Origin of the sequence: Serratia sp. EWG9, from assembly GCF_019913725.1 — a bacterium.
In the GTDB taxonomy this organism is placed as follows: domain Bacteria; phylum Pseudomonadota; class Gammaproteobacteria; order Enterobacterales; family Enterobacteriaceae; genus Serratia; species Serratia ureilytica.
The window spans coordinates 158,119-172,238 of record NZ_JADNRO010000005.1 but is presented as its reverse complement, the minus strand read 5'-3'; the positions used below and the strand labels follow the sequence as shown (position 1 = coordinate 172,238).

Here is a 14,120-nt window from a genome sequence, read left to right as displayed (position 1 = left end):
TTACGCCAACCTGGTTCATCATCGGGCAACAAATGCTGTACATCTTCTCTTTATCTTTTAGGATCGTCGGCAATACAGTTATCTGATACGTGAAGAGTAAAACTGATGGAACTAGAATACGAAAGCAAACGCCCGCTCTACATCCCTTACGCCGGCCCGATTCTGCTGGAATTTCCGCTGCTGAACAAAGGCAGCGCTTTCACCGAGGAAGAACGTAGCCACTTCAACCTGCACGGCCTGCTGCCGGAAGCGGTGGAGACCATCGAAGAACAGGTGGAACGCGCCTACCGTCAGTATCAGGATTTCAAGAACGATAACGATAAGCACATCTACCTGCGCAACATCCAGGACACTAACGAAACCCTGTTCTATCGCCTGCTGGACTCGCACCTGAGCGAGATGATGCCAATCATCTACACCCCGACCGTCGGCGAGGCCTGCGAGCACTTCTCCGATATCTACCGCCGCGCGCGCGGGCTGTTCATCTCCTACCCGAACCGCGATCGCATCGATGACATGCTGCAAAACGCCACCAAACAGAACGTCAAGGTGATCGTGGTGACCGACGGCGAACGCATTCTCGGCCTGGGCGACCAGGGCATCGGCGGCATGGGTATCCCCATCGGCAAGCTGTCGCTGTATACCGCCTGCGGCGGCATCAGCCCGGCCTATACCCTGCCGGTAGTGTTGGACGTCGGCACCAACAACCCGCAGCGCCTCAACGATCCGCTGTACATGGGCTGGCGCCATCCGCGCATCTCCGGCGAGGAATACCACGCCTTCGTCGAAGAGTTTATTCAGGCGGTCAAACGCCGCTGGCCGAACGTGCTGCTGCAGTTCGAAGACTTCGCGCAGAACAACGCCACCCCGCTGCTGAACCGCTACCGCGACGAGATCTGCTGCTTTAACGACGACATCCAGGGCACCGCCGCGGTCACCCTCGGCAGCCTGATCGCCGCCAGCCGCGCCGCCGGCAGCCAGCTGCGCGATCAGACCGTCACCTTCCTCGGCGCCGGTTCCGCCGGCTGCGGCATCGCCGAACAGATCATCGCGCAGATGAAGTCCGAGGGGTTGAGCGAAGACGAAGCGCGCGCCCGCGTATTCATGGTTGACCGTTTCGGCCTGCTGACCGACAAACTGCCGAACCTGCTCGACTTCCAGAGCAAGCTGGTGCAGAAGAGCGACAACCTGGCCGGTTGGGAAACCGCCAGCGACGCCATCTCGCTGCTGGACGTGGTGCGCAACGCCAAGCCGACCATTCTGATCGGCGTTTCCGGCCAGCCAGGGCTGTTTACCGAAGAGCTGATCCGCGAGATGCACAAGCACTGCGAACGCCCTATCGTGATGCCGCTGTCCAACCCAACCTCGCGCGTGGAAGCCCGTCCGGAAGACATCATCAACTGGACCGACGGCGCCGCCCTGGTCGCGACCGGCAGCCCGTTTGCGCCGGTAAGCTACAAAGAGCAGCTGTACCCGATTGCCCAGTGCAACAACTCCTACATCTTCCCGGGCATCGGTTTGGGCGTGCTGGCCTCCGGCGCCACCCGCGTCACCGACGCCATGCTGATGGCCGCCAGCCGCGCGCTGGCGGATTGTTCGCCGCTGGCGACCGACGGCCACGGCGCGCTGCTGCCGAATATCGACGATATTCAGGGCGTATCCAAGTGCATCGCCATGGAAGTGGGCAAAGCGGCGCAGCTGCAGGGTGTGGCGATCGTCACCTCCGAAGACGCGCTGTCGAAAGCCATCGAGCACAACTTCTGGCGGCCGCAGTACCGCAGCTATAAGCGCACCTCGTTCTGATTGACGCGCTGAAATGACCCAGCCCGGCTCCGCCGGGCTTTTTTGTGCGGCAAAACCGCCGAAAAATGCGGCGACGCGCGTGCTTCAGGCGGTTCGCGTCTTGCGTCGGTCGGTCAGGTAAAGTAGCCTTGATCCATCTTTTTCAGCCCGGCGCGCGTAAGGCAACAACATGTGGAAACGCCTGATAATCAGCCTGTTCATCATCATTGCGGTGTTGATGGGCTCGGCTATTGCGCTCGATCGCTGGATCAGCTGGAAAACCGCGCCTTACGTCTACGACGAACTGCAGGAATTGCCGCATCGCCAGGTCGGCGTAGTGCTCGGCACCGCCAAGTATTATCGCACCGGCGTGATCAACCAGTACTACCGTTACCGCATTCAGGGAGCGATCAACGCTTATAACAGCGGCAAGGTAAAATACCTGCTGCTGAGCGGCGACAATGCCCAGCAAAGCTATAACGAACCGATGACCATGCGCCGCGATCTGATCGCCGCCGGCGTGGCGCCGAGCGATATCGTGCTGGATTACGCCGGCTTCCGCACCCTGGATTCCATCGTGCGCACCCGCAAGGTGTTCGACACCAACGATTTCATCATCATCACCCAGCGCTTCCACTGCGAGCGCGCGCTGTTTATCGCCCTGCACATGGGCATTCAGGCGCAGTGTTACGCGGTGCCGTCGCCAAAGGACATGATGACGGTGCGCGCCCGCGAGATCTTCGCCCGTCTTGGCGCGCTGACCGATCTGTACATCCTCAAGCGCGAGCCGCGCTTCCTCGGCCCGCTGATCCCGATCTCCGCCATGCACACCGTGCCGGAAGACGCCCAGGGTTATCCCGCCGTGTCACCGGAACAGTTGGTGGAGCTGGAGCACAAGCTGAAAGAAGAGAAACAGAAAGCCAAACAGCCCTGACGCAGCAAACGCCCAAAAAAGCCGGAAGAATAGGCCTAATGCCGGTCACTTAAGCCTGACTGGTATTTTTTATCCAGTCTCTTTACGTGACGTGCAGGATGAATTGCCGTAAATCCCCCGAATTTCTCTGTTACTACAATGAACGGCAATTGGAGGGGCCGAAGGCGCGGCCCCTCCACCCGCGCCCTTGCTTAACACCGTCTGCCCGCTGTGCGGAAATTACTCGGCCCACCCTGGGCCTCGCCCCTTCGGGGCCGCTGCAAGCAGCGTTCAAATCTGCTCCCGGCAGATTTGTCCTCGCCGCGTCTGCATTGTCGGGCGGGTCGGCTGCGACAAACGTCCCTGTTAGTCTCGCCTCAACGGCCTTCCCTGGCCGGTTGCCCCTGACAACGCCGTCTTGCTCGGCAGCCGGTGATGCGCGCCTAAGGTCAACACCCGAGCTGGCAGCTACCGGGCAACCTGTCCCTTATGAGGTTATGACAGAGAAGCGTAATCGGAGATGAGCACGGTATTGGACGCCCTTGAAGACGCCGAACGCAGGCATAGTGCATTAGGAGAAACCGCCATGGACGGCGGTTTCAGGTGAGACAGGCAGGGACGCCTGTCGCAACCGGCCTCAATGCGCTATGGCGGAGAGAGGGCAGTTGGCAAAGCCAACCGTCTGATAGGGCAAAGGCGCGGGTTGCCAGGGGCCGCGCCTTCGGCCCCTGGCTCGGTCGAGGTGCTGGAGCCTCATGATGCACCTCTCATTTATCGACCGAAAACGACTCGAGTACTTCAAAAAAACGCTAACTGACCAGCATTAGGCAATAGGCCGGCCTTGTCGTCTCTGCTGCGGCAGATCTACTTCTTCTTGGCGTATTTCAACGAGTCCAGCGCCACGGCGAAGATGATGATGCTGCCCTTGATGATGTACTGCCAGTACGGGTTGATGCCGATATAGGTCAGGCCGTAGTTGATGACGGTAAAGATGATCACCCCGGTCACCACGCCCCACACCGTACCCACCCCGCCGGCAAATGAGACGCCCCCCACCACGCAGGCGGCGATGGCGTCCAGCTCATACATAAAGCCGAGGTTGTTGGTGGCGCTGCCGATGCGCCCCGCTTCCAGCAAGCCACCGAAGGCATAGAACACGCCGGACAGAGCATAGATCATGATCAGGTTCAGCGGCACATTGACGCCGGACACTTTGGCCGCTTCCGGGTTGCCGCCGATGGCGAAGATGTTCTTGCCGAAGCGGGTCTTGGTCCACAAGATCCAGACGAAAATGATGGCAATCAGCGCATAGAAGGTGATGTACGACAGCTTGAAGTCGCCGAAGCGCAAGAAGCCTTGGGCAAAGGTGGAGAACTTCGGATCGAAGCCGGCGACCGGCGACGCGCCGACCGAATCGTAATACAGCGAGTTGATGCCGTAGACGATGATCATGGTGCCCAACGTGGTGATGAACGGCGTCACGTTGAGGTAGGCGATAATCAGGCCGTTAACCAGGCCGATCACCGCGCCGACCGCACACACCAGCAGGATAACCACGGGAATCGACCAGGTTTCCATGTGCGGGAACACTTTGTTGACGTTATCCATCGACTGCAGCAGCGTGGCCGCCACCACCGCCGCCAGCCCCACCTGCCGCCCGGCGGACAGGTCGGTGCCCTGGGTCACGATCAATCCCGCCACGCCCAGCGCGATGATGATGCGCACCGAAGACTGCGTCAGGATATTGCTCAGGTTCATCAGGCTGAGGAAAGTGGGGTCCTGAATGATGATGATGGCCAACAGCACCAGCAACACCACGTAAATGCCGCCTTCCTTGAAATAGGTAAATAAGGTTTTTTTATTTAGCGCGTTCATAATTCGAATCCTTAAAGGTGCAGGGAGGCGAGACGTAAGATTTCATTCTGCGAGGTCTGCTTGGTGTTAACGATGCCCGCAACCTGGCCGTTGCTCATCACCAAAATGCGGTCGGTGATCCCCAAAAGCTCCGGCATTTCGGACGAGACGATAATGATCCCCTTGCCCTTCTTCGCCAGCTCGGTCATCAGCTGATAGATCTCGAACTTGGCGCCCACGTCGATGCCGCGCGTCGGTTCATCCAGCATCAGGATCTCCGGTTGCGTCAGCAGCCAGCGGCCGATGATCACCTTCTGCTGATTGCCGCCGGACAGCGAGCCGATATGGGTGTGATGCCCCGGCGTTTTCACCCGCATGGCGTCGATCACCCACTGGGTGTCACTCTTCATCCGCGCGTTGTCCAGCAGGCCGAGCTTGTTTTTATAATTGCGGATGTTGGAGATCAGCGAGTTGAAACCCACGTCGAGGTAGGCGTAAATCCCGGTGGATCGCCGCTCTTCGGTCACCAGCGCGAAACCGTGGTTAATCGCTTCGTTGGCGCTGTGGTTGTCGATCGCCTTGCCGTGCAGCTTGATAGTGCCCGCCACCTTCTCGCGAATGCCGAACAGCGTCTCGACGATGTCGGTGCGCTTGGCGCCCACCAGCCCGGCGATGCCGAGGATCTCGCCCTGGTGCAGATCGAAGGACACATCGCGGATCGAAGGCTGGCGCAGCGACGTCAGGTTCTTCACCTCGAGGATCACCTCACCCGGCGTGTTCTGCCTGTCGGGGAAACGCTGGCTCAGCGAGCGGCCGACCATCATGGCGATGATCTTGTCCATATCCAGCCCTTCCAGCGGCTGGGTGGCGATCCACTGGCCGTCGCGCAGCACCGTTATCTCGTCGCACAGCTGGAAGATCTCTTCCATCTTGTGCGAGATATAGACGATGCCGCAGCCGCGCTCTTTCAGCTTGCGGATGATGGTGAACAGGTGATTGACCTCTTTCTCCGTCAACGAAGAGGTCGGTTCGTCCATGATGACGATCTTGGCGTCATAGGAAAACGCTTTGGCGATCTCGATCATCTGCATCTGCGACACCGACAGGTTGCCCACCTTTTCGCGCGGGTTGATGTCGATATCCAGCTCGTCGAAGATCGCCTGAGTGTCTTTGAACATCTTGTCCTGATCGACGAACAGGCCTTTGGTCGGGTAGCGCCCCAGCCACATGTTGTCCATCACGGTGCGCTGCAGCACCAGGTTCAGCTCCTGATGCACCATGGAAACGCCGTGCTCCAGCGCTTCCTTCGAGCTCTTGAAGTCGATTTCCCGGCCCTGAAATACAATGCTGCCGCTGTCTTTTTTGTAAATGCCGAACAGGCATTTCAACAACGTCGATTTCCCCGCGCCGTTCTCCCCCATCAGGGCGTGAATGGAGTGCGGACGGACGCGTAAATTGACATTGTCCAAGGCTTTGACGCCGGGAAATGACTTACAAATATCCGTCATTTCCAGCAAAAATTCGCGTGAGCTATCGGCCATAAATACACCTGGCTTAACGATCTTGCAGTCGTAAACATCCCCGCCGGCGGTATCCCTGGTGTTGGCGCCGCAGGCGGGGTCTTAGCGGGATCTCAATTCTTATTTAATGAACTGAGACAGGTTGTCTTTATCTACGCCGACGTAAGGGATACGCACGACTTTATTTTCGATTTTATATTGGGTGCCTTCGGTGGCCGGTTTGCCCGCCGCCAGGTTTTTCGCCAGCTCGAAGGTGGCCTTCGCCTGATTGTCGGCGTCGTTCAGCACCGTGCCCGCCATCGCGCCGGATTTCACCAGCGCCAGCGCTTCAGGCAGCGCATCCACGCCGAACACCGGAATACTGGTCTTGTTGTGCGCTTTCAGCGCTTCCACCGCGCCCATCGCCATGGCGTCGTTGTTGGCGATCACCACTTCGATCTTGTTGGCGTTCGGGCCGGAGAGCCAGGCGTCCATCTTGTCTTTCGCCTGCGCGGTATCCCACATCGCGGTATCCAACTGCAGCTGTTGGGTCTTGATGCCTTTCTCGTTCAGCGTTTTCACCACGTAGGTGGTGCGCGCTTCGGCATCCGGGTGGCCCGGCTCGCCCTTCAGCAGCACGAATTGGATCTGGCCGTCTTTGTTCAGATCCCAGGCCGGATTGGCTTTCCAGTGTTTGGCGATCAGTTCGCCCTGGATCACGCCGGACTCTTTGGAATCGGTGCCGACGTAATACGCCTTGTCATAGCTGTCCAGCGCTTTGCGGGAAGGTTCTTTGTTGTAGAACACCACCGGGATATCGTTTGCGCGCGCCTTATCGATAACCACCGGCGCCGCGGCCGGGTCGACCAGGTTGATCGCCAGCGCTTTCACGCCCTTGGCCAGCAGCACGTCGATCTGATCGTTCTGTTTGGACTGGTCGTTCTGCGAGTCATTCATCAACAGGGTAACGTCCGGTGAAGCCTTGGCGTCTTTCTCGATCGCTTTGCGCACCACCGACATGAAGTTGTCGTCGTATTTGTAAATCGTGACGCCAATACGGGTATCAGCATGGGCTGCGGCGCCAAACATCATGGCAGCGGCCATGGCGGCCAGGGTGAAAACCTTCTTATTCATTGTCAATCTCCGGTTCTGTGTAGGGTATTACTCGTCTTTGAGCCAATGGTCACCGGCAGTGCGCGCACCCCAGGCCAGGCGATTTCCACTCAACACCTGTCGTCCGTGGATCTTGTTATTTCCGAGAAATGCTGTGTCAGCGCGAGATAAACGGTTACAGCGGCAAGGGCCTTTGCGCCTGAAAACGCCTAGAGCATAGACGGCGTGATGTTAATATTCTGTGAATTTTCTCACAGATTGAAAACGGTTACACAAGATTAAATCGTCAGAGAGTGACCGTCGCCTCACTTTGCCAGGGGGCGACAGAATGGCGCCGCACCAGCGTCGGCATGAACAGATGGCTCGCCTGCGGCTCCGCCAGGCCTGCTGCGCCCTGTAATGCCAGCTCGGTCGCCAACGTGGCCATCGAAACGATCGGGTAACGCACCGTGGTGAGTTTGGGGCTGGTGTAGCGCGCGATGGGAATATCGTCGAAGCCGATCAGCGAGAAATGCTGCGGCACCGTGATACCGTTTTCTTTCAGCACCGCCATGGCGCCGGCGGCCATGGCGTCGTTGTAGGCGAACACCGCGCTCAGCTGTAAGTTGCGCCCCAGCAGCTCGACCATCGCCGCCTCGCCGCCCTGCAGATCCGGCGAACCGTACGCGCGCCAGCTGTCGGGCGTCGCCAGCCCGGCGGCGGCCATCGCCTGAGCATAGCCTTGCTGACGCAGCGGCCCGTCTTCGATCGGGTGATTGGAGCCCAGATAACCGATGCGCCGATGGCCCTGCGAGAGCAGAAGACGCATCGCCATGTCAGCGCCACTGACGTTGTCCAGCCCAACGCAGCGCGGCTCATAGCCGGGGATAATTCGATTGATCAGCACCATGCCCGGCACCTGCTCCAGAAAGCCGATCAGTTCGGCGTCGCTCAGGGCTTTGGCGTGAACAATCAGGGCGTTACAGCGCTGACGGATCAGCACTTCGATCGCATGGCGCTCTTTATCCGCCTGATGATAGCTGTTGCCGATCAGCAGATACTTGTGGTGTTTCTGCGCCACCGTGTCTACCGCTTTCACCAGCGCGCCGAAGAATGGATCGGACACGTCCATCACCACCACGCCCAGCGTATCGCTACTTTGGGTCGCCAGCGCCTGTGCATTGGCGTTGGGGCGGTAGCCCAGTTCCGCCACCGCCTGCAGCACCTGTTCGCGCGTCTCTTTGCTGGTCAGCGCGCTGTGATTGAGCACGCGAGACACGGTCGCCACGGAGACGCCGGCGCGTTTCGCCACGTCGCGAATAGTGATCGGATGAACTGGAGGCATGCGGGATCCTGAAATCGGGGTAGTGGCCGGTGGCGCTATCCTACCCCGATTGACCCGCAGCTCTGCGTGAATTACGTCACAGGAAAGAAAACGTTTACATACATTTTTTTAACCTGCCGATGGGCGCTCACTTCAGCGCTTTGGATTCCGTTTCACCGGCGGCCATCTGCGTCAATTTGCGCCACAGCCATTCCATCGGCCCCTGTTCGAAGTAACGCAGCCACAGTGCGGAAAAGACCAGGTTGACCAACCAGACCAGCGGCACAACCGCCAACAGCTGAAGCCGGTCGAACTGCTCATAGAGGCCAAAGCGATAAAACAGCGTAGTGCAGATCAGCGTTTGCAACAGGTAGTTGCTCAGCGCCATGCGCCCCACCTGGCTCAGCCAGTGGGCGATGCGCAGGCGCGACAGCGCGGGCCAGAAACCGTAACACAGCGCCAGATAGCCCAGCGCCTGCAGCGGCGCGCCCAGCTCGCGCGGCACCTGCAGCAGGAAACCGCTCCAGCGATAGTCCCAGTGCACCTGCCATTGCAGCACCACCGCCGGCAGTTGGATCAGCACGGATAGCGGCAACAGCCACGCCGCCTGCCGCAGGTAATAGCCGGAGGAATAGCTGCCGCGCAGCCAGCCGCTGCGCATTAGCCCGGCGCCGAACAGCATCAGCCCCGCCAGCTCCCAGCCATACTGCGCGCCGATGGCCAGCAGGCTGGACGAGAGCAGATCGGCGCGGCTGCGCCAGGCTTCGAAACCGCCCTGCAGCTTCCAGAACTTCTCGTACTGCAATTCCGCCACGCCCGGCTGCCAGAAGCTGCCCGGTTCACCGTGCGAGACAAAACCGAGCAGCAGCAGCACCGCCACGCCGATCAGGTAGAGCACCACGCCGGTTTTCAGCAGCTGGAATGTGTCTTTGGCTTCGCGGATCATGCGCCAGCACACCAGGCCGATCAGCCCGTAGGCCAGCAGAATGTCGCCGTCCCACAGGAAGATGGCGTGCGCGAGGCCGAACAGCACCAGCCATGACAGCCGCGCGCGGATCCAGCTTTTGCCGCGCCGCAGCAGCATTTGCAGCCCGGCGCCGAACAGCAGCGCGAACATCGCCAGGAACTTGGCCTGGGCGAAAAGATCCAGCAGCGCCCAGGTCCAGGCGTCGCGCGATGACGGCATCCCCAGATAGGCCGGATTGAGGTAGGCGGCCTTCGGCAAGCCGAAGGCGCTGATGTTCAGCAATAAGATGCCGAGGATGGCGATGCCGCGCACGCAGTCCAGCGTGGCGATGCGCGGCAGAGGATGACTGTTCATTTTTTATCGCTGTCTTCCGCTCATGAAAAAGGCGCCCGCAGGCGCCTGTTGTCGTTTTGCGAGTCGCCCCGCAACGCCATCACCCCTGGTGATGGCGCACCGCGCGCAGGAACTCCTGGCGGGTATTTTGGCTGGACTTGAACAGCCCCCCCAACGAGGTGGTGGTGGTGGCGCTGGTCGCGTCGCGAATGCCGCGCGCTTTGACACAATAATGGACCGCATCGATCGATACCGCCACGTTATTGGTGCCGAGCAGGGTCTGCAGCGCGACCAGGATCTGCTGGGTCAGGCGCTCTTGCACCTGCGGGCGCTGGGAGAAGAACTGCACAATGCGGTTGATCTTCGACAGACCGATCACCGAGTCTTTCGGGATATAGGCCACGGTGGCCTTGCCGTCAATGGTGACGAAGTGGTGTTCACAGGTGCTGGTCAGCGTGATATCGCGCACCGTCACCATCTCATCCACCTTCATTTTGTTCTCGATGACGGTGATTTTCGGGAAGTTGGCGTAGTCCAGACCGGAGAAGATCTCGTCGACATACATTTTGGCGATGCGATGCGGCGTTTCCGCCAGGCTGTCGTCAGACAGATCGAGATTCAGCAGCTGCATGATTTCGGTCATGTGCTCTTTGATGCGACGCTTGCGCGTTTCGCGATCCAGCACTTCCCCGCGCAGCGGTGTCTCCAGACCACGCTCTTCCAGTGCCGCATGCACCAGCGCGGCTTCTTTACTTAATGATGTCATGTATTTGTTCTCCTGCGGACGGAACCCGCCGGCGGCCTGATAGGGCGTGCGGCCGGCGAATTGCTTGCTCTCGTGACGGCAGAGTTTTCGTGGTGGATAACGTGAACCCGGTCAAGATTTTGCCCCCACTGTAGATGAGAGCGCGGCGATTATCCAGTGATAGTGCTTCATCCAGAGGTGAAATCTTCGCATTTAGCACAATCAGGCCGGCTGCGGGTCTCCACGCTTTTTGTATGGATTTTAATCACCGAGTCGCCGTTTTTTGCGCCAACCGCCGCGCCGGGGTATTCACCGCCAGCCCTCCGGCCACCAACAGCGCTATCACCGCCACATACAGCGCCGGTTCCAGCCGATGGGTCAAGGCGGTCGACAGCGCCGACAGCATCGGCCCAACCAGCTGGCCGATCGCATAACCGGTGGTCAGCAATCCGGCCATGTAACGCGCATGGCGCGGCGCCAGTTCACGGCCGTGCTGAAGGGCAAGCTGCACCACGCAGAGGAAACCGCCGCCGGTCAGCAACGCCCCGAGCGCCAGGCCGGCCACGCCCGGCACTACTTCGGCACTCAGTACGCCGAGCGCCTGTACCCACAGCGTGATCGCCAACCGGGTTTGGGTAGTCAGCCGATGGCGGGTCACAATGCCGATAACGATCCCCAGCACCGCCGCGCCGCCGAACACCGGCCAGACGAACTGTGCGAACAGGCTGTCGGGAAAACGCGCCGCCGCCATCTGCGACAAGAAGGTCGCCGGCAGGATATAGCCGAAGCCGGCCAGGCTGTAGCTCCACACCAGACGCTTGAGCGCCGGCGTCAGCAGCAGCGGCTCCGGGGCTACGTCCGGGCGATGCAGCTCGCCGCTGCGCGGCAGAAAGGCGCTAATCCCCCCGACCAGCACCAGCGCCAGCCCGCCATACACCAGCCAGGCCTGCGCCGCCGTCAGCCCCAGCGCGTTGATGCCCACCGCCAGCATGCCGCTGAGGAAAATGCCGGCGCCCGGCCCGGCGAACACCGCCGCGCTCAGCGCCGGCCGGCCGTAGTGCGCCAACCGCTCGTTGGTCCAGGCCGCCACCAGCACCATCGCCCAGCCGCTGGCCCAGCCGATGACGAAGCGCAGCGCGCCGTGGGTCCATTCATCCTGCGCCAACGCCGACAGCAGAGTCAGCGCCATCGCGCCCCATACGCCCAGCCACAGGCGCCGCTCGACGTGGCGCGTGGCGCGCATCGCGTCGTAGGCGCCGCACAGATAGCCCAAATAGTTGATCGCCGCCACCAGCCCGGCGCCGGTCAGGCTGAACTGGTGGTCAGCGATCATCAGCGGCACCTGAGGGGTGAAAGCGAAGCGGCCAATGCCCATCGCCACGATCAGCGCGGCAAACCCGCTCAAGGCAATACGTAAAGCCATACCGGTATCCAAAAGGTTAAAAGAAAGTTGCCAGTATCATGCCGCAGTATTAAACTCACAAAAACTGAATAATAGTAATCAAGTTCATCACGAAACGAGAATATTATGGATCTAATCCAGCTTCGCATGTTCTGCTGCGTAGCGGAAACCGGCTCGGTCGCCCGCGCCGCCGAGCAGCTGCACCGCGTGCCGTCGAATCTGACCACCCGGCTGCGCCAGCTCGAGCAGGAGCTGGGCGCCGATCTGTTTATCCGCGAAAAACAGCGCCTGCGCCTGTCGCCGATGGGCCATAACTTTCTGTGCTACGCCAATCGCATCCTGGCGCTGAGCGACGAGGCGATGAGCATCACCCATGCCGGCGAACCGGCGGGCAACTTCGCCCTCGGCTCGATGGAGAGCACCGCCGCCACCCGCCTGCCCTCGCTGCTGGCGGCTTACCACCAGCGTTTCTCGCAGGTGTCTCTGTCGCTGACTACCGGCACCTCCGGCGAAATCGCCGATCGGGTGCGCGCCGGCACGCTGGCGGCAGCGCTGGTCGACGGCCCGGTGCCCTATGACGAGCTGAACGGCTGCATCGCCTATCCTGAACATATGGTGGTGATCTCCTGTCTCGATCACGCGCCGATCCACAGCGCCATAGACGCCAACGGCGAAACGCTGTTCGCCTTTCGCGCCAGCTGTTCCTACCGCCTGCGGCTGGAGGCCTGGTTCAAGCGCGAAGGCGCGCGGCCGGGGCAGATCATGGAGATCCAGTCCTATCACGCCATGCTGGCCTGCGTCGCCAGCGGCGCCGGGCTGGCGATGATCCCGCATTCGGTGCTCAGCCTGCTGCCGGGCCATGAGCGGGTTCGGGTTCACACCCTGCCGCCGGACGTGGCCGACACCGCCACCTGGCTGCTGTGGCGCCGCGACGCGTTCGGGCCGAACGTGCGCGCGCTGAAAGAATTGATTATTGAACAGACGGAAACCGCCGCTGTTGATGAAAGCACCCCCAACGATTTATCAGACGTTGTCGATATCGCCTGATTTAAAAAGAAAACCACTGAGGAGACTATGATGGAGATGATCAAAACCCGCGCCGCCGTTGCCTGGGGCCCGAACCAGCCGCTGAAGATCGAAGAAGTCGAGCTGATGCCACCGCAAAAAGGCGAAGTGCTGGTGCGGATCGTCGCCACCGGCGTTTGTCACACCGACGCCTACACCTTGTCCGGCAAAGATCCGGAAGGCGTGTTCCCGGCGATCCTCGGCCACGAGGGCGGCGGTGTGGTGGAAGCGGTCGGTGAAGGCGTCACCAGCGTGGCGGTCGGCGATCACGTGATCCCGCTCTACACCCCGGAGTGCGGCGAGTGCAAATTCTGTAAATCCGGTAAGACCAACCTGTGCCAGGCGATCCGCGCCACCCAGGGCAAAGGCCTGATGCCGGACGGCACCACCCGCTTCTTCAAGGACGGCAAACCGATCTTCCACTACATGGGCACTTCCACCTTCTCCGAATACACCGTGGTGCCGGAGATTTCACTGGCGAAAATCAACAAGGAAGCGCCGCTGGAAGAAGTGTGCCTGCTGGGCTGTGGCGTCACCACCGGCATGGGCGCGGTGATGAACACCGCCAAAGTGCAGCCGGGCGACACCGTGGCGATCTTCGGCCTGGGCGGCATCGGCCTGTCGGCGATCATCGGCGCGCAAATGGCCGGCGCGGGCCGCATCATCGGCATCGACATCAACACCAGCAAGTTCGATCTGGCGCGCAAGCTGGGCGCTACCGATCTGATCAACCCGAAAGACTATGACAAACCGATTCAGGAGGTGATCGTCGAGCTGACCGACGGCGGCGTCGACTTCTCCTTCGAGTGCATCGGCAACGTCAACGTGATGCGTTCCGCGCTGGAATGCTGCCACAAGGGCTGGGGGGAATCGGTGATCATCGGCGTCGCGGGCGCCGGCGAAGAGATCTCGACCCGGCCGTTCCAGCTGGTCACCGGCCGCGTCTGGCGCGGCTCGGCATTCGGCGGCGTCAAGGGCCGTTCGCAGCTGCCGGGCATCGTCGAGCGCTATCTGGACGGCGAATTCGCGCTGAACGACTTTATCACCCACACCATGGGGCTGGAGCAGATCAACGAAGCGTTCGATTTGATGCACGAAGGCAAATCGATCCGTTCCGTCATCCACTTCGACAAATAAGCCAGGA

At 60.6% G+C, this 14,120-nt stretch carries 11 protein-coding genes; 4 read left to right on the top strand and 7 right to left on the bottom strand.

Annotation, left to right across the window (positions count from 1 at the left end; translation table 11 throughout):
- Positions 1 to 105 precede the first annotated feature (105 nt).
- Both ITX55_RS13585 and sanA read left to right on the top strand, forming a co-directional pair.
- Positions 106 to 1,803 carry an NAD-dependent malic enzyme gene (locus ITX55_RS13585; protein WP_004938945.1) on the top strand — a complete coding sequence of 566 codons (1,698 nt, stop codon included), beginning with the start codon at positions 106 to 108 and terminating at the stop codon, positions 1,801 to 1,803.
- A gap of 169 nt (positions 1,804 to 1,972) precedes the next feature.
- The gene (gene sanA, locus ITX55_RS13580) at positions 1,973 to 2,716 is read left to right on the top strand and encodes an outer membrane permeability protein SanA (protein ID WP_004938948.1); all 744 of its coding nucleotides are present in this window, start codon (positions 1,973 to 1,975) and stop codon (positions 2,714 to 2,716) included.
- Between the two features lie 843 nt (positions 2,717 to 3,559).
- Here the strand turns inward: sanA and mglC are convergent.
- The 7 genes from mglC to ITX55_RS13545 all read right to left on the bottom strand — a co-directional run bounded on the left by mglC (position 3,560) and on the right by ITX55_RS13545 (position 11,932).
- On the bottom strand, positions 3,560 to 4,570 hold the full coding sequence (gene mglC / locus ITX55_RS13575) for a galactose/methyl galactoside ABC transporter permease MglC (protein ID WP_033642445.1): 1,011 nt from the start codon (positions 4,568 to 4,570) through the stop codon (positions 3,560 to 3,562).
- Positions 4,571 to 4,581: 11 nt separating this feature from the next.
- Entirely contained in the window at positions 4,582 to 6,090 is a 1,509-nt protein-coding gene (mglA, locus tag ITX55_RS13570; protein WP_004938959.1) for a galactose/methyl galactoside ABC transporter ATP-binding protein MglA, read from the bottom strand.
- A 99-nt stretch (positions 6,091 to 6,189) separates the two neighbouring features.
- Positions 6,190 to 7,182: a galactose/glucose ABC transporter substrate-binding protein MglB gene (gene mglB, locus ITX55_RS13565; RefSeq protein ID WP_033650594.1), complete on the bottom strand. Its 993-nt coding sequence runs from the start codon at positions 7,180 to 7,182 to the stop codon at positions 6,190 to 6,192.
- Positions 7,183 to 7,447: 265 nt separating this feature from the next.
- Positions 7,448 to 8,485 (bottom strand): HTH-type transcriptional regulator GalS, encoded by a 1,038-nt coding sequence (gene galS / locus ITX55_RS13560; RefSeq protein WP_042784038.1) that lies wholly within the window; start codon positions 8,483 to 8,485, stop codon positions 7,448 to 7,450.
- A 127-nt stretch (positions 8,486 to 8,612) separates the two neighbouring features.
- A complete protein-coding gene (gene yeiB / locus ITX55_RS13555) occupies positions 8,613 to 9,785 on the bottom strand; it encodes a DUF418 domain-containing protein YeiB (RefSeq protein WP_122017024.1) in 1,173 nt (390 codons plus the stop codon).
- A gap of 79 nt (positions 9,786 to 9,864) precedes the next feature.
- Entirely contained in the window at positions 9,865 to 10,530 is a 666-nt protein-coding gene (gene folE, locus ITX55_RS13550; RefSeq protein ID WP_004938969.1) for a GTP cyclohydrolase I FolE, read from the bottom strand.
- Between the two features lie 244 nt (positions 10,531 to 10,774).
- On the bottom strand, positions 10,775 to 11,932 hold the full coding sequence (locus ITX55_RS13545; RefSeq protein ID WP_033650593.1) for a YbfB/YjiJ family MFS transporter: 1,158 nt from the start codon (positions 11,930 to 11,932) through the stop codon (positions 10,775 to 10,777).
- A 105-nt stretch (positions 11,933 to 12,037) separates the two neighbouring features.
- On the opposite strand from ITX55_RS13545, the gene ITX55_RS13540 reads away from it, so the two are divergent.
- Both ITX55_RS13540 and ITX55_RS13535 read left to right on the top strand, forming a co-directional pair.
- Positions 12,038 to 12,958 (top strand): LysR family transcriptional regulator, encoded by a 921-nt coding sequence (locus tag ITX55_RS13540; RefSeq protein ID WP_223085148.1) that lies wholly within the window; start codon positions 12,038 to 12,040, stop codon positions 12,956 to 12,958.
- A 30-nt stretch (positions 12,959 to 12,988) separates the two neighbouring features.
- Positions 12,989 to 14,113, top strand: coding sequence for an S-(hydroxymethyl)glutathione dehydrogenase/class III alcohol dehydrogenase (locus ITX55_RS13535; RefSeq protein WP_016928454.1), 1,125 nt, complete (start codon positions 12,989 to 12,991; stop codon positions 14,111 to 14,113).
- Positions 14,114 to 14,120 lie beyond the last annotated feature (7 nt).